Raw genomic sequence first — 17,826 nt, 5'->3', positions numbered from 1 at the left:
GTCTTGCGACAAACTCTTGCGCCTTAGTGTGATGCAGCTGAGAATGCCAACATGCCCCAAGACACCTGGAAAAAATACTGACCTACACCCCCATCGAAACTTCTAAGCTCAACAAAGTCGATCCGCAAGCCTGGCTCACATGGGTCCTCGACCAAATCGCCGACCACAAGATCACACGTATCGATGAACTTCTCCCATGGCGTTACGCTGCTCAAGCAGCGTAACAGAAGCCCCGCCAGAGCGCCGGCACCAGACGAGCATTCTAAGGCCGCGTAACATGCTGTATCTGCGCAGCACCAGAGCGTCTTTGCCAAGCGGTCACCGGCGATCAGTTGGAACCACAGGGACAAACCGGATTTGTGCAGTTGCAGTTATTGCTGATGCAGCATTCAGAAGTCGATCCCGTATGTTGCCCCGACGCTCACTCTTTCCTGCGTGTTCATCGAAACATCGCCAGAGAACAGGCCTGGACCCATTCTCTGGCTAAGGCTCGCGCTCGCTGTTCCAAGGAAGAAGTCATTCCCCAATTCCCCATCAAGTTCGAAGGCGTAGCTTTGATCTTGGTCGTCATCGACGCTCGCGATGCCAATCGAACCGCCGAAGCCACACACACCATCAAGGCTCCCCAAGGATTGATAGCAGGAAATGCGCGGGGTGACCGAAAGTTTCGCAGACCCGTCACTGATCGGGTGCGTCGTGTCGATCTCGGCGAACACCCGGCCACCCGCGATTGCGTCAAGTTCCAAAGCGTCGACTTCAGAGAACGCGCCCAATTCAGACAGAACGTCTACATCTGAGCTTGGTGCGAATACATAGTCAAATCCGCCGCGAGGCGTAAGTGTTGCGTTGCCGTACTCATACTTGCCAGACACTGCTGCACCTAAGAAACCGGCAAAGTATAGGTAGTCACCGGAAGCTTCGATCGTGCCAATGGCGCGCTCAAAGGCAAGGTCGAAGTCGTGACGACCTGTTGCCGCTCCTGCATAGTAATCCAAGAACAGGTCGTCGTGGAAACGGTTTGCGCCGTAGAGACCGGCATTCAACCCAAGACCATCGATCGTGCCAGTTGCCGCGGAAGTCACATCTGAGCGAGAACCATAGGCGCCCACAAAGAAGCCCAAAACGCTGTCTTGACCACGGTACTGTTCCCGACGATAGGAAAGGTTCAGTGCTGTCTGATCTTGTCCTTGATCAGTATCCATGAAGCTAATCGATCCTTCAAAGATTTCGCGACGGTCGGTAATGCAATTATGTCTGTCGCTCAGGAATGCCCCATCGATGTTTGTCCCATCTTGGTTCGCATCAGCATCCAGTTCGCGGTTGAAAATGGAAGTGCTTTCACAGTTACCAAAGTTCTGATGGGCCACATCGTTTTCAAGTGGGCGGAACTCGACCCGGCGGTTCTGGGCCTTTCCTGCTGCGGTTGCATTAGAGGCGATTGGCTGGCTCTCACCATAACCGCGCGCAACATATCCGGTCACGTCGACACCGCGTTCTGCAAGTGCGCGACGGACAGCATTCACGCGACGTTGGCTCAGGTTGATATTGTAGGCATCTGAAGCATCGCTGTCAGTGTGTCCTGCAATCTCGAACGAAGTGCCCGCGCAACTGCCAAGAATCTGGCCCACCTCGTCAAGAACACGATGGCTTTCTGGCCGGATGATTGCCTTGTCGGTGGCGAAATGGATATCTTTGGAAGCAATATTCAGAGCAGCCAAACACTGAGCGTTCGACCGGCCCGCCAGACGATCACGCGCATCCGCCGAGTATCCACTGATTTGGCGGCTTTGCATCGCCAATGTGTTTGCAAGATCTTCTTCGAGAATGTCAGTCAGATCTTCTTCAATCTCGGCCAGTAACGAGGTTCCCGATTCAAGAACCGCGATTGTGACTGTAGCTGTGTCACAATTTGTGAGCGCGCTACTTTGGCAGATTTCATATGTGTACACATAAACTCCGGGTGTTGTCCCTGCAGCGACCGTGACCTCACCGTTTGCGTCGTTCAGCGTTATGCTGCCCGCATCAGGTATTGTATCAAGACCAAGGGTAGTCACCCCATCCTGCGCTAGCCCCGATCCTGCCAGTGTCACATCGGTATCGATAATGGGGCCTGTCGCGCCGTCAAAGCTATCATTGGCAACGACATTTGGGATCGTCGCGCCAACGGTGCTGTCTACGGCGGACGGCGTATCGTTGATCGCATCAATCGCGCTCTCAATGACCACAAAACTGACATCAACACCGATCCATTCGGCGAAAGACTCGGCACCGTTGTCTGCAGCAAGGCAATCCGTCGAATTATACGGGATGCCCGGCGCTTGACCTTGGTTTTGAGTGACATTGTCGATGTCGACGCTGGTCACACCGGTCGGCAGGGTGATGGCCCATTCTGCGCTGCTGTTGTCGATGGCATATGTTGCGAATGACGTACCCGACGTTATGGTGTCTGTGGGTGCTAACCCGGGAATCTGGTTCATATTGGTTGGCGGCGCGCAATCCGCGATCGCTTCGCCGTAGTCAGGGTCCGGAAAGTCGGTCATCGTAAAAGCACTGTCTGCCCGTGTGTCGGTGCCTTCGTTCAAAACGGTGGCGCTGCCCCCTCCTGACCAGGTGAGAGTACGGTCAGCGGCTTCACTGTTGCCGGTATTCTGACTTGGGTTCGATTGCCTAACAACAATCACGGCCTCATAGCCTGCCGGTGGCACAACAGTGAAGGTGAAGTTAAACGTGTCGCCGCCAGTCCCGGTGTCGCTCTCGTTAAGCGCCTGAAGGCCATTTCCACTAGCTGTAAAATCAACGCCTTGATAGCCTGTGGATGCGTTGCGCGTGAATGTATACGTCCCGGTTTGGCCATTGTCCGTGACCGAGCCACTGGCACTCGTTGCGTCACTAGACGATACGGCAAAGTTTCCTGCCCATCCTGGCAGTGCTGCCATCGCAAATGCAGTCGTCGCTGCAAGGGTTCCTAAAGTCCGGGCGGCGGACTTTGGTGTATTTTTGGATTTCATGTTACTCGCACCTCAGCACTACTATTCGAACGACCAGATCGTGTGGTAATTTAGTTGACGTGTACTGATTTAATTGAGGCAATACTAAGACCTATAGAAGATATACTGGGTGATTGTCGTAAATTAGCAACAATATTAAGGAAATGACCCGCATCCAAGCCGTACCGTCACTAGAATGGAATGATAGACCTCTGCGCGTAGTGTCACCTGCCAAACGCTGTTATCGACCCGAACCATTGTTTTCAAAGCGCGCAAAACAAGCATTGCGCATTCGTTCTACGTCCAAGGTGGGTCTCTTGTTCGCTCACATTAAACGAAGACAAAGTCGCTTCGAGTCATCTAGCCCCCAATTTTGCCGCATCACATATGAAGGTCCGCTCTCGTTGCCGCGCGGCGGCACATTTGAGTGGGGTTCACCGGACGTATACTTTGTTCATGATGGCTTGGTCAAATGCCCAATCAGGAAGATTCACACCTTCGACGACGATACCTATCTACAGCATAATGCGTTTCGCGCACCCGGAGCTGCTTCTCTTGGGGAACTCCAAGCTTTACCAAAGAAGGTGGACTACTACGCAGCTATGTACGGCAAAATGCACAAGGGTATTCATCCAAACGCTGTGCGCATTACGAAGGACAATGTGGATTTACTGCGTCCAATGGATTTTGTCTTTTTGTGCATGGACGCAAGTCCCGACAAACAAGCCTTCGTCGATGCCCTGACAGAGTTTGGAAGGACGTTTATCGACATTGGGCTTGCCTGTCGATCTCACTACGTTATCAGGAATGGAAAGGTGAGATGGGCTGGGGCGTGGAGCGATGAACAAGTCGTCCGCGGGCGCCAGAATGACAAAAGCTCAAAGCGACGGTACTATTCTGAGGATCAGAAACCCAAGCTCAAGGATGTCGTAGTTGCAGCCCAAACCAGCCAGACCGATGTCTCAAAGAAGGGCCTTATGACCAAAATTTTGGCTGGATGGGATTCGAAAACTAACAGGCGCAGTTTTAGCTCAGTCGCCGAACAAACCAGACATCGGGCAGGTTTTAAGCGCCATATCTCCGCCAGTCTTTCAAGAACCTCAACGATGCAGTTTACGCTCCTTGACAACGTCCGCATTGAAGCAATGCTATTCCGTAGTTCACCCAATTCCAACAGATAAGGACTGTAAGAACACTACCTTTCCAAACCTAGTGCTGTTTTTTCTATCTTTGGCGCGCACAATGCTCACCTAGCTTTTTGGAGCAGGTGAATGTCACTCAGCGCAGAAAATTCGAAGGCGTACACCGACTGACTGGCATGCGGAATAAGTCGAGAGTACCAAGTGGTAGAATTGAAGTACGTGCGGCTCAGGTTGCGGTTTTGCGAACTGGAGCTTCAACTTCGCAAGCGAAAGCATACCACCCGAACATACTAGCCAAATCTCTCTGTCTGTGGTTGGACTAGAACGCAAACGTTGGAAGGCCCTACGGAAGGCCCTCGATCCTCTGCCATGACGTTTACGATCGACCGTCTGAGTAATGGGTGACTTGCGCTTTGACAGTCTCCAACGGCCATCGAAACGGGTCTCGCTACCCGGTAGTAGGGCTCCGTCGCTTTTCATATACGCGAGGTTTTTGAGACCTTGGGCGCAAACATCGTAGAAGGCTGAAGCCGATACTCCAGGGTTGCCTTTTTTCCACTTGCCGGCGACCACGACCGCTGCTGGGCTTAGTAAGGCCTCATCTAGCCCAAGAAAAGACCGTCGGCAGTTTGACCGGTCAGCACTTCGTGCCGATCATCGCTAGTCAGTTCGGCTCGGATGTCTCTTTGGAGCTCATCCAAATTAAGGTCTTGTTGAATCGTGAATGCGACCGCTGCGCTCGGGAATCTTAGATCGTCATGAAGACCGGGATCGTCGAGTTCGGGTCTTTCGCGGAAGCGTCCCATCACGTAGTCGAGAGTTGGCAGGGCAGCGATTAGATTTTCCAAAACCGCTGCGTCATTGCGGACAAACGGCTTGTTGTCGTTCGCCATCGAAGCTTTGTCAAAAGAAAGAAAACTATTCCATTCGTCTGCGACGCTCTGACCGTTGGGTGCAAGTACGTAAGCTTGTGGTACGGGCTCACCAATCGGTCCAGGATGGCGTATCAACCTGCCAATCTGCTGGACCAACATGCGCGTATTCGTGAAAGGTTCGTAGAGCGCGAGTATCGTGCAGAGCGGGTCGTCAATTCCTTCTATCAGCATGAACTGGTGGATGAGAAAACGTTCGGGTCGCGCTGAAAGGTCCCGCGGTACGGCATTGACAATCCTGTCATGGGGCCGATCGGGGAAGTTATTATGGATCGCGAGGACCCCGTCGGCACGACCGGCAAGAGCTACAGTCAACGCCTCATGCATTTCTCGAACCGAATCCTCTCGGTCACAACGCACTATGACTTTGTTGGCTGCCGTGAAACGTGCATCTGCAACAAGCGCGTCGACTCTGGCTACCAGTTCCACAGCATAGTCTTCAATCGATGCGGGCAACGCTTGTTCGTCAATTTCGACGTCACGTATGAGACCATAGCCAACCGCATCAGCAAAGCCAAGAAAGTGAATATGGTCATCATCGACGTCGAAGATCTTTAGATCGCCACGAAATGGTGTGGCACTGAACAAGACGGTCGGCACGGCAAATCCGCGGACTACGCGTGCCCAGCCTGGCGCAGGTTCACGATGCCCCTCGTCGAACAATATCGTGCCGACGCGGCCATGCAGTTGACTAATTTTGCCGTCAGCGTCGATCTGCTGGATTGCCTGCACGGTACCGACCAAAATGATCTGCTCACCTTTGTTATTGTCTAGGTGTTCAATCAGTTGCTCGATGTTACTCGGTAGAATATTCCAAACCTTATCTGGCTTCCATTCTGGTCCAGCACCGATTTTATCCCAAAAGCGGTTCTCGAACTGAGAGGAGAGCTGCTCGACCAAAGCCGCTGAAGGGCAAACTACGAGTACGGCCTGAGTTTGGGCTCTTTGGCGAGCGATTGAAACCATTATTCCAGTTTTTCCCGTACCAGTCGGCATATTGACAAGGCAGGCGCGTTTGCTCAATGACGCGAAATAAGCGTCGACGGTATCTAGAGCTGCATGCTGATGCGGCCAGAGTGCAAGCGATGTTCTGGATAGTTTGGTTTCTAACAAATTGTACTCTCAATTAGAAGTTCAACTAGGGTTTCTGTTTAATGATCAGTCGCTCAGAACAAGCCCTGCGCGTCTTGATTGAATTTCAATTTATCCGGCAACTTAACGGGGTGCTGTGAAAATGTCTCTGATAGACTTTCCATGGATAGAGAACGCCCAACTCCAGCTCCTCTAGTCACACATTTGTTTCATTCAGGTTTAGCCAATAACGCGTGTACCTGAGCTCGCCAGTCCGCCTCAGGGCGCCAATCGAGACAAGTTCCTGAAGATCCCTGGTTGCCGTTGCCCGTGATGTCCCAGAGATGGAATTATAGTTCTCCGCACTCAGGCCACCTTTGAACCCTTCAGGCCCCTCGCGGAACATCCGCTCAATCACCTTGGCCTGTCTTTCATTCAACGCATCGCGATACCGGTCGTAGAAATGCGCCTTGGCAATGAAGAAGCCGACGCGGTCTAAGGTAACCTGCTGCGCTTCCAGAACGGCCTCAGCAAACCAGACCAGCCAAGCTGTGACATCCAGTGTCTTCTGGTGCCGCTCTAGCTGGTCGTAGTAGTCTTTCCGCTTTCGCTCGATGGTGAAGGCCAGCGCGATCAGGCTTGGCTGGCCAATATTCTGAGCCAGGGATTTTTCGGCCAGAGCCCGACCCAAACGACCGTTTCCATCTTCGAACGGGTGAATGCTTTCGAAGTAGAGATGGCTGAGACCAGCGCGTGTCAATGCCGGCAATGGCTCTTCGGCACCCGGCGCTGTCTGGTTGAACCAATCGACATATTGGCCCATCTCGTCCGGAACTTGCTTAGACGGTGGGGCCTCAAAATGCACGACCGGACGATCAAGACTACCCGAGACGATCTGCATGGCATCTTCGTGCTGCCGGTATGACCCGATAGTCTCGAGCCGTTTGTCGAAAGACAGGAGCATCTCATGCCACCGAAACAGCGTGTCATGCCCAAGCGGCGCGGCATAGGTCGAATAGACATCGACCATCATTTCGGCCACGCCCTGCTCTCGGGGTTTATTCGGATAGCTGTCCGGTTCCAATCCGAGATGTCGGCGCAGCGAGGATTGTACACTGCGCCGATCGAGCATCTCGCCTTCAATGGCACTGGTTTTCATGGCCTCATCGCTCAGAAGGTCGATGCAGAGTTGATCACGCTCTGAGGGGCTGACATGGTGAACGGCACCCAGGACTTCGCCGGACGACAGGAGGAAGCGCTGCTCGAGCTGTGCCAGTGATGCTGCGTCGTACCGGAAATCCGGCCAACCCAATATCTGCCAATTCCATGCCATGAGTTATAGAATTCCTTCCTATAACTCACAGAGTGATCATTTTTGAGCTATAGAAGTCAATCCTATAACTCAAACGCGCGCAAATACACGTAAACTCTACTGTGCATTTGCACGTAAGACCTGCTCATACCTCCGACTGATTGAAAGTCAAAGCCCGACCAATTGAAAGCGAAGAACCTTAAACCTGCACCGTTTGGGTCTCCTCATCCGCCTCACCAACCGTCAAATCAAGATCCGGCAAGTCCCGCAATGTCTGCAAATCAAAGGTTGCTAAGAACGTCTCCGTCGTCACGAAGGTATGCGGCGCTCCGGGCCTCGGCGACCTGGGCCCGCTCGTAATCAGATCCTTGTAGCGCAATCGGGCCAGAAGATCGCGGCTCACCTCCTTGCCAAAGATGTCTTTCAGCCCGGCCCGGTCGATCGGCTGGTGATAGGCGATGGCGCAAAGCACGCCCATCTCCATCTCGGTGATGGCGAGCGACTGATCGCCAAGATCAGCCGCAGCCTTGATGGCATCGGCGAACTGCGTCCTGGTGCGGAACATCCAGCCGCCCGCCACTTGGGCAAGCTCGTATGGGCGGCTGGCCAGTTCCGCCTGGATGTCGTCGATCAGCATCTCGACGGAGGCCCCCTGCCCCACCACGCGGGCCAGGTCCTCACGGCCAACTGGCGCGACACTGGCGAAGAGCACGGCCTCGATCCGTCCCATCCATTCGCGCCAGCGCAGCTCCTGTGGCAGGTCGTCGAGCTCCCGATCAAAGACGGCTCCGCCGTCATCCGCTGGTTTCCGACTCCGGGTCTCGACCGTCATGGCGCGATACCATAAAGCCGGAAAGTTGGTCGCCCGGTCAGTTCCCGCGCCACGCCAAGCTCGACTAGCCGGTCGCAGAACCGCCGCGCGGCCCGGTCGGTCATAGGCAAACTCGTCCCTTGGATCATTGGAGACAACATCGTTGAGGGCGCCACGGCATCCTCGGACAGGAACAGTGCGACCGCCGCGCCCGATCCTTTCGCCCGCAGCTTCGGGGCGACGGTGCAAAGCGCCTCGGCACGGTAGGAAAGGTCCCGCGCCAATCGGATCGCCTCTTCAATGGACTCGAGTATCCGCATCTGCATTGCCAGCTCAGCCCCCTGCCCTTCCGCGGTCAGCTCGCGCAGAGCTGCTTTTGTCAGCCGCTGCGCCGAGACCGGAAGCACCGCTTTCCAATTCAGTGCCCGCGCCAACACGACATCCGAGAGCAGACAGGCGATCCGTTCCGCTTGGTCGTCAGCCGCTAGTACCGCGCGCAGAATTGCCACGGAGGCCGCAACCGGACCATGGGTCCGAGTCCACTCCAAACCCGCATCTAACCATACGACCACCTCGCCCGCGACGTCAGCACCGACCAGGTCAGCAATCTCACCCGTCCCGCCTATACGCAGACGCACGGCGGCGCGCCAGAACGCCAATAGGTCGCCATCCGGGCCCCGCGCTTCACCCGAGGGCGTCAGATGGTACGCATCGCGGATGTCCGCCTCTCGCGCCATCCGTCCTTCCAGTTTTGAGGTCGCGGTCGCTGCGCTCAGGGCCAACCGATTGGCCAGCAGTTTCAGTGGGACTCCATAACTCTCATCACTGATCAACTGGTCGAGCACCGTGAGTGCTGCTCCAGACCGAAAGGCCACAGTTTCAAGGGTTTCTGCACGGCCGGAGGTGACCCATCCTGGCAGTTCTGGTAGGTTGCTGAAGTCGTCGGAGATCGTGGCGGGCTGATAGGTCATACCACAAGACTATAGCACAGCGGCGCTTTTGCCTACCAGATAGTGTAGAAACCGCCCCACCTTGGCGCTCTTTTCTACGTCCAATAAGTTTGCATTATCGGACGTATAAAGATATGCTAAGCGGTAGTTTAATTTCATTGCTGGATTCACTGGAAAATGGCCTCAGAAGACGGGAAATCGAGATCATCGCACTCTGATGCGCGTCATGGCCCTGAGGACAACGAGAGAGATCCAGAGAAAAGCGATGGGATCGCCCTGCCCTCTCATGTCGCAGGTTCAGGGATGCTGGATCGTCTCGTTGATACCGCGCGCGACTACGCCAAAGCCTCGACGGCCGAGAACACCAACAAGGCCTATGCCGCCGATTGGAAACACTTCACCCGTTGGTGCAGGTTGAAGGGCACGGATCCTTTGCCACCGTCACCCGAATTGATCGGCCTGTATATGACCGACTTGGCCGCTCCAACCGAAAAGGTCCCTGCCCTTTCGGTCAGCACCATCGAGCGCCGCCTTTCGGGGCTGGCGTGGAATTATGTGCAGCGCGGTTTCACCGTTGATCGCAAAGACCGCCATATCACGACCGTCCTGGCTGGAATCAAACGCAAACACGCGCGCCCACCGGTGCAGAAAGAGGCCATCGGCGCGCAAGACATTCTTGCGATGGTGGCCACCTTGCCCTTCGATCTGCGCGGGATGCGGGATCGCGCGATCCTTCTGATCGGCTATGCGGGCGGGTTGCGGCGCTCGGAAATCGTCAGCCTCGATGTGGGCAAAGATGACACGCCCGACAGCGGCGGCTGGATAGAGATCCTCGACGACGGTGTCCTACTCACGCTCAACGCCAAAACTGGCTGGCGCGAGGTTGAGATTGGTCGTGGCTCTTCGGATGCCTCCTGTCCGGTGCATGCGTTGGAACAATGGCTGCATTTTGCAAAAATCGACTTTGGGCCGGTCTTCGTGCGCACCTCCCGCGATGGCAAGCGCCCGTTGGAGGCCCGGTTGAATGACAAACATGTCGCGCGCCTGATCAAGTCCACCGTCCTGAAATCCGGCATCCGTGCCGACCTGCCCGAAAAAGAACGCCTCGCCTTGTTCTCCGGCCACTCCTTGCGGGCTGGTCTCGCCAGCTCTGCCGAAGTTGAGGAGCGCTACGTTCAGAAACACCTTGGTCACGCCTCGGCCGAAATGACCCGTCGTTATCAACGTCGCCGTGATAGATTCCGGGTCAACCTCACCAAGGCTGCAGGACTTTAGCTCTTGTTTGAGTTTTTTTGCACGCCAGCGCCTCTCGCGCTGACCAGGCTCTTGGCTGCGCCCGAAGCCGTACGATGTGCGTCTTCGCCCATGCGGGAGGCGATCCTTCGTGCATTTGGCATCTGAGATCGCGGGCAAGACCGCGCTCGCTTGAATCAGACGTCAGCCAGGTCTCCGCTGCGCTCTAACCCGGCTGGCAGTTTTCTTTTCCAAATATCCGCCTGCCATCCGACCGGCGCCCTGAACAGGGGCTCTGGTGCCGCTTGCGCGTCAGCCTTCACGCCGAATTCCGGTTCCTCCCGCGCTTGGGCGCGGGTCCCTCCCAAATTCAACGCTCCGGCCCCCAGTGTCAGGTCACCGTCTGGTCGCAGGTCGGGCTGTGCCCTCTCCTGCTCTGCCCTTCGGAAGACGCGGGGTCTTCCAAACGTCAGAGACAGGGAGGCCTTCGCCCAATGGCGGAAAGCAAGGCCAAGCCGCAGACCACAGCATAAGGTCGGCAAAACGAGCCAAGCACCGCTCCAACCACGAAGGAAAGGAGCCTCAGACATGGGCCTCGACCAATATGCATACATCAAGACCGCCGAGAGCGGCGAAGAAGGCGAAAGCGCCAAGTTCACATGGCGAAAGCACTCTCAACTGCAAACTTTTATGGAAGGCCTCTACACTGAGCGCACGGGGCTAGACGCCACTGACCTCAACTGTGGTGAGTTGGTGCTGCAAGCGTCCGACATTGATAGTCTGGAAAAGGCCGTCAAAGACAGCGCCCTGCCCCACTGCGAAGGCGGGTTTTTCTACGGGCATCAGTTCCAAGATGAACAAGCCAGCGAGTATCGCGACTACGATCTTGAATTCTGCGCATGGGCACGGACCCAGATGCAAGCAGGATCGACCGTGATCTATTCCTGCTGGTGGTAGCCAGCGCCGCAGAGGCGCGTCAGCGCGGCTCTGCGGTCAGTGCCCATCAATTCACTCAATTGACCGCCCTACGCCCTCTCAGGCGCTCGGAGCGGTCCTCAAAAGACATCAAAGGACCAATCTCATGACCAAACAGCAAACCATCACTCCAGACGCCGCCAGTGCCGTGATCCAGCAAATCCCGTTGGACGCGCTGTCCATCTCCGATCTTAACCCACGCACGACGGTTTCAGAGGCGCATATCGAAAGCCTCGCCGACAGCATCGAGCGCTTTGGCCTCATTCATAACCTTGCAGGCTTCATGGATGCGGATGGCAATGTCGGCATCGTTGCGGGCGGGTGCCGTCTTCGCGCCCTTCAACGGATTGCAGAGCGTTCCCAGAACGATTCCTTCGAAACTGTGCCTGTAAAGCTGGCCTCCAGCGCCGAAGAGGCCGAAGATTGGGCCAGCGCCGAAAACGCGGCCCGTGAAGACATGGCCCCAGCGGACGAAATCCGCGCCTTTGGCCGAATGAAGGCCCGCAATGCAACGGTGCCGGAGATTGCACTCGCGTTTGCCGTGACAGAGGCTCGCGTTTATCAACGGTTGGCGCTTGCGGGTCTGCCAGACCCCGTGTTGGACGCGCTCGCAGCGGGTGAGATTGGTCTTGGCACCGCCAAAGCCTTTACACTTTCAGATGACGAAGCACTCACCTTGAGCCTCTTGGATCAAGTTAAGGGGCAAGCCGTGTCGGAGGCGGCGATCAAAAACGCGCTGCATCCCGATGCCATCAAGGCCAGTGATCGCCGTGCAAGGTTCGTGGGCGTTGAGAGATATGAGGCCGAAGGCGGCACAGTCACCCGTGATCTATTTTCGGAAGAAATCTTCCTTGCCTCCCCTGCCCTTCTGGAACGTCTCTTCGGTGAGGCGCTGGACACGGCCCGCAATGAACTGGTCGAAGCGCAAGGCTGGGCTTGGGCCGAAGCGCGCACCGAGGCGTGGCTCAACTACTACGATCTCGATCAGATGAAACTGGAACGGGTCTATCCAATTGAGGGTGAACTGACCGAAGCAGAAGCCGAAGAATACGACGCACTCGCAGACCTCGCCAATGGCGACGTCTTGGACGAAGATGGCGAGGCTCGCCTGTCCGAGTTGCAAACCATTCTGGACGGCGACTACTCAGAAGATCAGAAGGCCCTTGCGGGATGTATCCTGCTTGTAAATTCATCTGGAAAAGTTGAAGTGACGTCGGGTTTGGTGCGCCCCGACGACAAGAAGGCGGCGATCGAAGCAGGAATCCTGAAAGCCCCGCAAAGCACGAAGTCCGACGTTCCGAAATCGCCTTACTCGCAGAAACTGACGGCAGACATGCAAGCCATCCGTCTGGCATCCGTGCAGGCTGCAATCCTGACGAAGCCCGAACTTGTCCTTGATCTCTTGGGATTTGGGTTATCCGACGTATCCGGCAGTTTTGAGCGTATCTTTGGCATGCGCATGGACCGCCCTAACAACGCGCCGAGCATCGAAGATGGCTTTGAAGCGGAACCACGTTTGAACCATGGGATCGATGCAAGCGAGTATTGGCAGCAAGGCACTCGCGTTGAAGACCTCCGCGCTTCCTTTGCCACCTATCGCGATGGCACCAAGAAGTCGCGTAACGCTACAATCACCGAAGCCATTGCGCGCACCCTTCCCTATCAGGCTGGCGGTCAGGAATTTTTTGCATTGATTGAGATGGAGGCCGGTGCCGATATCCGCAAGCATTGGACGCCCACCGCGGAGAACTTCTTTTCCAGAGTATCAGCAAGCTATCTCATTGAATTAATGTGTGAATTCTTGGAATGTGGCTCGAATGATGAACGTGTGACCGCTTTTGCCAAACTTAAGAAGGGCGAAAAGGCCGAGAAGATGGAAAACCTGATGACGGATGCAACGACGCAAAAGCTGATGGGGTTGACGGCAGACCAAAAAGCCAAAATCGACAGATGGGTGCCTGACTGCACCTAACGGCTCCTTCGTGGGAAGGACCAACTGGTCCCGCTTCGGCGGGGCCTTTTTTGCGGTTGGTTGAAAGTTCTGTTGAAAATCTCAAAATTGTCCGATGGCAGGGCAAGAGGACAAGCCCACTGCCCTGCCACCGGACCGGCGCTGTCCGCGCGGAAGCATCGCAAATGCGATGCAAGACGATCTCAGTTTATTACTGACCTGCATCTTGACGATCACGAAATGAAACCCGATGTTAGTGTTGGCCTTCCGCTCAGGCCTGTGTGTCCGCGACCCAAAGCTATGCAGGGCTTTAATTCTTTTTCATCGTTCCCTTCGAAGCGGATCGATTAGTAGCGGGCACCTAGTCAGATCCGGAATTTGGAATGGATCAATGGCACAAGACCAGCAAATCAAAGACCTTAAGAAGCTCGCAAAGAAGATCGCGAGGGCGAAACGCATCGAACACCACGATGCCCTAAATATCGTGGCGCAAAAGCTCGGACATACCCATTGGTATGCAGCAATGGCGGCTCGCAAGAACGGTTGGCTTCCGAAACCTGACGACTTTGCCAAAGTCGAAGACCTTCTCAAGCAGGCTCATCCGGATGAGACCGTCGAGATGTTTGGCGACCCTGGTGGAGATCGTCAGGGGCAGATAGGGCCGCATGCCTATTCTATCGAAGTCTCAATGGACGAAGTCTTCGTTCGTGGGCGAGGTTGGATGGTTCATGTGCCCGAGGCACCATCCAAGGAACCTTGTGTTCGCGTGACCGATAAACGCTTCAAAGTGAACCCGATCCACGATCCTGATTTCGTCACGCGTGCACTAGAAATTGCGAATGCCAAGGCGGAACAGGTGCGGGCGCGGATTGCCTCGGATTGGCCGAGGCGGTCCACAATGCCAGATGCAAATGGCTTCGCGGTGCATCCGATCAATGGCAGTTCGAGCGACACATGGTTCTGTTTGCATTGTGATGAAAAATCAAACGCCAAGTCTGTCGCTGCAAATCTTTGGCACTGCCCTCACTGTAGTGCTTCGCCGATGGATATCTTCAGTTCTGCGTGGTGGCTTGAGGATGCATTAGATGAACATTCTGGTTCTGCATAGAAACCGTCTGACAGAGTAAGCATCAATGAGGCCGGTGGTGTTTTGCCATCGGCCTCTTCCTTGCGAGCTCAGATCTATGGCGTCGGCAGTACATTGACGGCCCCAAGTTTGTCATTTTACAGGCTTAAGAGCGGTGCCCTGCGTTCAGCGTCAAAGCCTCACATGATATCTGCCTTGGGACTCAATGCCGGAGTTCGAATTTGCTGCGTGGTCCGAATTGCACCTTGCGTCGGCGTTGCATGACATGCTGGTCGCAGAGGCCGACCTGAACACAAAGGGCGTTTGCCAGAATTGTCCCCTGCCCATTGGGCATTCCTCGCGCGGCAAAATTCTGCCTCCCTGCCCATCTCCGCTTCGCTGCGCCTTCGGTGTGTTCGGCTCTTAGACCTCTGCAAGGTGACCATCATTGCAACACCAACCAAAGGAGCAAAGCAATGACCACCAACTGCATCAAATTCGAAAGCAACGACATCGAGACCGCCAAAGGGTCCGGATCAATTTCAACGCTGACCTTCGATCTCGATATCACCGTGGAGCCCATCATCAGCGACAACCCGATGGCACCGACCCACCGTGTCCTAGGCCGTTCACCACGTGGTCGCCTCGTTGAGTGTGGCGGCATCTGGAAGAAACAAAACCGCGACACCGGCGGAGATTACTTTTCGATGACGGTCCGAGACTATGCGTTCAATGCGAACCTCGGCAAAGCCGCGAACCAGGACGATGATACGCTGCAAGCGATCATTCCTTGGGGTCCGAAAGATACTGCTTGAGACCACTGGTCTGGGCGATAAAGTCGCCCAAACCTTCTGGAGTTTACAGTTGTAAACTCCTATCGCATACTAGCTTATGTAGCGAATTGCGGCTTATTAGACACTAAATCTGCAAAAAATTATTGACTTAGTGTGGTGAATCGCAGCTTTTACCCCCAAGTGGCGCGAAAAAAGCCATATTGAGCAAATTGGGGCAACCACATGATTCCCGTGACACCAATCGTTACCAACCGTCCGTCGGAACTGGCAACCGATATTTCAGAGCGTTTGACTTCTGCTATCCGCGAGCATCTGCTTTCAGCATTTGCGCCTGACAACACTAAGTCTCTTCGCTTGTTTAGTGCTCCAGAGGCTGCCGAGCTCTTGGGTGTGTCCGGCCAATTCATGCGCAAAGTGCATGGCGAAGGCACTTTACCAGAACCGCGAGAGGTTCGGTCCGGCAGGCGATACTATACCGCAGCGGAAATCTGGGATGCTCGCCAAATTCTTGAGCAAACATCACGGAAGAAAGGACGCTATCTCCCGGGCCGGCGCGAGGGCGACAAGTTGCAGGTTTGGCAGCTGATGAACTTCAAAGGCGGCAGTAGCAAGAGCACCACCACGATCCATCTTGCGCATTTCCTCGCCCTTCAGGGATATCGCGTATTGGTTGTCGATCTTGATCCGCAAGGCTCGTTGACTTCAATGTGCGGTATCAGCCCGGAAATAGAGTTTGATGGGCTCACAGTCTATGATGCCATCAGATATGATGACCCTGTCCCGTTCGCGGATGTCATTGTCCAAACCTATTTCCCGGGACTGTCCCTCGCTCCTTCCCGACTACTGTTATCGGAGTTTGAGACTGAGTCGGCGGTCAATTCCGGTCCTGATCAACCGTTCTTTACACGGATCAGAAATGCAATTTCCCAAGTTGAAGACCAGTTTGACATCGTTCTGATGGATAGCCCACCGCAACTAGGCTTCTTGACGATATCTGGCATGGCTGCAGCGACGTCGTTGATCGTTCCGCTGACACCTTCCATGCTGGATGTCTCTTCCACGGCTCAATTCCTGGAGCTTGCAGGAGCTTATATGGGCGTGATCGAAGAAGCGGGAGCAGAGCTACAATACGATCATTTTAAATTCCTGATCACACGAGATGAACCGACTGATGTCCCTTCACAGCAATTGACGTCATTCATGCGCGCCCTTTTCCAGGACCGTGTGATGGGCGCGACCGCGCTCAAGAGCACTGCTGTTAGTGATGCAACAATGCTCAAACAGTCGATCTATGAGGTTGTGAAGTCTGAGATGACACGTGCGACTTATGACCGTGCGAAGAACTCGATGGATGCGATCGGCAAAGAGGTGGAAACAATGATCCATCAATCATGGGAGCGTATCTGATGGCGCGTAAGTCTCTTCAAGGTCTTTCTGGCATTGCAAAGACGATCGCGGATTCCGGCCCGCGCTCAACGGAACGCAAACCCAACCCAAGTGCTCCAGCCTTAGGGGCGCTGCAGGGTTCATTGTCTGCCATTCGCGAGATCAATCCAATTCTCATTGATGAGTGGGGTCCTAAGGATCGGTTAGACGGGTTTACAGCTGTAAACTCCGATGACGATGAAGAAGGGTTTGAGAATCTTCGAACAAGCATTGAGGAGGGAGGGCAGCAAGTCCCCGTCTTGGTGCGCCGATCATCGCAGGAAGGTCGCTTTGAAATTATCTACGGCAGACGCCGTCTAAAGGCCTGTCGAGAGCTTGGTATCAATGTGCGCGCGAATGTACAGGACCTCGACGACCAGTCCGCGCTACTTGCCAAAGGTCTTGAGAACGCCGCTCGAAGGAATCTTTCGTTCTATGAAAAGGCCCGTTTCGCGGCAGTAATTCAGGTCGCTGGACATGACACTGCAACCGTCCGCCAAGTTCTTGGTCTTTCAAAGTCTGGTCTCTCACATCTCACAAAGGTGTCGGAGAATATTCCAGACGATGTTGGAGACCAGATTGGTGCAGCGCCCAAATCTGGGCGACCGAAATGGACTGCACTCGCGGATGCTTTCATCGCGAAAAAGGTAAATGCTTCGTCTGCGTTCGCGATTCTGTCAAAGCTCGACGAAGGCATTTCCTCCGATGAACGCCTCGATCAGCTCTTAAAAGAAATTGCCCGCCGTGGCGCTCGCCCAACAGAGGGCAGGGAGGTGACGCCTGTGGAAGGCGTCACGATTAAGTCCGGCCGGTCTTCGATTGCTATTTCGATCAAGCGTGGTGGTAACAATGCTGCTTTCGCTGAATGGTTGGACGCCGAGCTCGAAGAGATAATCAAGAAATCCTACCGGGAGTTTACTGATGTAAACGCCGTGGATGACACCTGAGGTTAGAGCAGAAAGGAGGAAGGCGAACAAAGAGAAACCCCCGAAACCAAGGCTTCGAGGGCTGCTGCGCAAAGCGCATATCTTAGATTGAACACCTAGATTCTAGCAGCCACCGAATCACCACACAAGAAAAAACGCTCTTGAGTGAACGGGAAATGTTTGTCCGCTGACATATTATGGAGAATTTTGGCGATGCTCCGAATGGAGCCACTGAGGCATGCGTGTCTCAG

The 17,826-nt window shown here is 54.8% G+C and carries 13 protein-coding genes and 1 pseudogene; 9 read left to right on the top strand and 5 right to left on the bottom strand.

All coding sequences use genetic code 11. From position 1 onward, the window contains the following. Positions 1-83: 83 nt before the first annotated feature. Positions 84-224, top strand: a pseudogene (locus Yoon_RS17655) (transposase domain-containing protein); the annotation flags it as partial. A 165-nt stretch (positions 225-389) separates the two neighbouring features. Here the strand turns inward: Yoon_RS17655 and Yoon_RS17650 are convergent. Continuing rightward, the gene (locus Yoon_RS17650; RefSeq protein WP_238114107.1) at positions 390-3,008 is read right to left on the bottom strand and encodes an OmpA family protein; all 2,619 of its coding nucleotides are present in this window, start codon (positions 3,006-3,008) and stop codon (positions 390-392) included. 143 nt (positions 3,009-3,151) lie between these two features. Here Yoon_RS17650 and Yoon_RS17645 point away from each other — a divergent pair, with 143 nt between their 5' ends. Then, on the top strand, positions 3,152-4,168 hold the full coding sequence (locus Yoon_RS17645) for a hypothetical protein (RefSeq protein WP_238114105.1): 1,017 nt from the start codon (positions 3,152-3,154) through the stop codon (positions 4,166-4,168). A 563-nt stretch (positions 4,169-4,731) separates the two neighbouring features. Here Yoon_RS17645 and Yoon_RS17640 read toward each other — a convergent pair. The 4 genes from Yoon_RS17640 to Yoon_RS17625 form a co-directional block, all read right to left on the bottom strand. After that, entirely contained in the window at positions 4,732-6,174 is a 1,443-nt protein-coding gene (locus Yoon_RS17640) for a DEAD/DEAH box helicase (RefSeq protein WP_238114103.1), read from the bottom strand. 175 nt (positions 6,175-6,349) lie between these two features. Further along, on the bottom strand, positions 6,350-7,465 hold the full coding sequence (locus Yoon_RS17635) for a Fic family protein (protein WP_238114102.1): 1,116 nt from the start codon (positions 7,463-7,465) through the stop codon (positions 6,350-6,352). Positions 7,466-7,643: 178 nt separating this feature from the next. After that, positions 7,644-8,276 (bottom strand): SMC-Scp complex subunit ScpB, encoded by a 633-nt coding sequence (locus Yoon_RS17630; protein ID WP_238114101.1) that lies wholly within the window; start codon positions 8,274-8,276, stop codon positions 7,644-7,646. Next, positions 8,273-9,226, bottom strand: a complete 954-nt coding sequence (locus Yoon_RS17625) for a DUF1403 family protein (protein WP_238114100.1) — start codon at positions 9,224-9,226, stop codon at positions 8,273-8,275. Before Yoon_RS17625 ends, Yoon_RS17630 begins: the two co-directional genes overlap by 4 nt. Positions 9,227-9,382: 156 nt before the next feature. Between Yoon_RS17625 and Yoon_RS17620 the strand changes: the two genes are divergently transcribed. The 7 genes from Yoon_RS17620 to repB all read left to right on the top strand — a co-directional run bounded on the left by Yoon_RS17620 (position 9,383) and on the right by repB (position 17,596). Beyond that, positions 9,383-10,480 carry a tyrosine-type recombinase/integrase gene (locus tag Yoon_RS17620; RefSeq protein WP_238114099.1) on the top strand — a complete coding sequence of 366 codons (1,098 nt, stop codon included), beginning with the start codon at positions 9,383-9,385 and terminating at the stop codon, positions 10,478-10,480. A gap of 546 nt (positions 10,481-11,026) precedes the next feature. Beyond that, the gene (locus tag Yoon_RS17615) at positions 11,027-11,395 is read left to right on the top strand and encodes a phosphoglycerate kinase (protein WP_238114098.1); all 369 of its coding nucleotides are present in this window, start codon (positions 11,027-11,029) and stop codon (positions 11,393-11,395) included. A gap of 124 nt (positions 11,396-11,519) precedes the next feature. Continuing rightward, the gene (locus tag Yoon_RS17610; protein WP_238114097.1) at positions 11,520-13,385 is read left to right on the top strand and encodes a ParB/RepB/Spo0J family partition protein; all 1,866 of its coding nucleotides are present in this window, start codon (positions 11,520-11,522) and stop codon (positions 13,383-13,385) included. Between the two features lie 370 nt (positions 13,386-13,755). After that, on the top strand, positions 13,756-14,472 hold the full coding sequence (locus Yoon_RS17605) for a hypothetical protein (RefSeq protein ID WP_238114096.1): 717 nt from the start codon (positions 13,756-13,758) through the stop codon (positions 14,470-14,472). A 434-nt stretch (positions 14,473-14,906) separates the two neighbouring features. Next, complete coding sequence (locus Yoon_RS17600; RefSeq protein WP_238114095.1) at positions 14,907-15,245, top strand: DUF736 family protein; 339 nt, start codon at positions 14,907-14,909, stop codon at positions 15,243-15,245. A 201-nt stretch (positions 15,246-15,446) separates the two neighbouring features. Continuing rightward, complete coding sequence (gene repA, locus Yoon_RS17595; RefSeq protein WP_238114093.1) at positions 15,447-16,631, top strand: plasmid partitioning protein RepA; 1,185 nt, start codon at positions 15,447-15,449, stop codon at positions 16,629-16,631. Beyond that, a complete protein-coding gene (gene repB / locus Yoon_RS17590) occupies positions 16,631-17,596 on the top strand; it encodes a plasmid partitioning protein RepB (RefSeq protein WP_238114091.1) in 966 nt (321 codons plus the stop codon). The genes repA and repB overlap by 1 nt, the downstream gene beginning before the upstream one ends. Positions 17,597-17,826 lie beyond the last annotated feature (230 nt).

The organism is Yoonia sp. I 8.24 (assembly GCF_022096995.1).
In the GTDB taxonomy this organism is placed as follows: Bacteria; Pseudomonadota; Alphaproteobacteria; order Rhodobacterales; family Rhodobacteraceae; genus Yoonia.
The sequence above is the reverse complement of the archived record's forward strand: the minus strand, read 5'-3'. Positions and strand labels throughout refer to the sequence as shown.

What these genes read in the sequence shown, in the direction of transcription:
- Yoon_RS17600 (WP_238114095.1), top strand. Translation starts at nt 14,907, where the DNA reads ATGACCACCAACTGCATCAAATTCGAAAGCAACGACATCGAGACCGCC.
- Yoon_RS17625 (WP_238114100.1), bottom strand. Translation starts at nt 9,226, where the DNA reads ATGACCTATCAGCCCGCCACGATCTCCGACGACTTCAGCAACCTACCA.
- Yoon_RS17630 (WP_238114101.1), bottom strand. Translation starts at nt 8,276, where the DNA reads ATGACGGTCGAGACCCGGAGTCGGAAACCAGCGGATGACGGCGGAGCC.
- repB (WP_238114091.1), top strand. Translation starts at nt 16,631, where the DNA reads ATGGCGCGTAAGTCTCTTCAAGGTCTTTCTGGCATTGCAAAGACGATC.
- Yoon_RS17650 (WP_238114107.1), bottom strand. Translation starts at nt 3,008, where the DNA reads ATGAAATCCAAAAATACACCAAAGTCCGCCGCCCGGACTTTAGGAACC.
- Yoon_RS17645 (WP_238114105.1), top strand. Translation starts at nt 3,152, where the DNA reads ATGACCCGCATCCAAGCCGTACCGTCACTAGAATGGAATGATAGACCT.
- Yoon_RS17605 (WP_238114096.1), top strand. Translation starts at nt 13,756, where the DNA reads ATGGCACAAGACCAGCAAATCAAAGACCTTAAGAAGCTCGCAAAGAAG.
- Yoon_RS17615 (WP_238114098.1), top strand. Translation starts at nt 11,027, where the DNA reads ATGGGCCTCGACCAATATGCATACATCAAGACCGCCGAGAGCGGCGAA.
- repA (WP_238114093.1), top strand. Translation starts at nt 15,447, where the DNA reads ATGATTCCCGTGACACCAATCGTTACCAACCGTCCGTCGGAACTGGCA.
- Yoon_RS17635 (WP_238114102.1), bottom strand. Translation starts at nt 7,465, where the DNA reads ATGGCATGGAATTGGCAGATATTGGGTTGGCCGGATTTCCGGTACGAC.
- Yoon_RS17620 (WP_238114099.1), top strand. Translation starts at nt 9,383, where the DNA reads ATGGCCTCAGAAGACGGGAAATCGAGATCATCGCACTCTGATGCGCGT.
- Yoon_RS17610 (WP_238114097.1), top strand. Translation starts at nt 11,520, where the DNA reads ATGACCAAACAGCAAACCATCACTCCAGACGCCGCCAGTGCCGTGATC.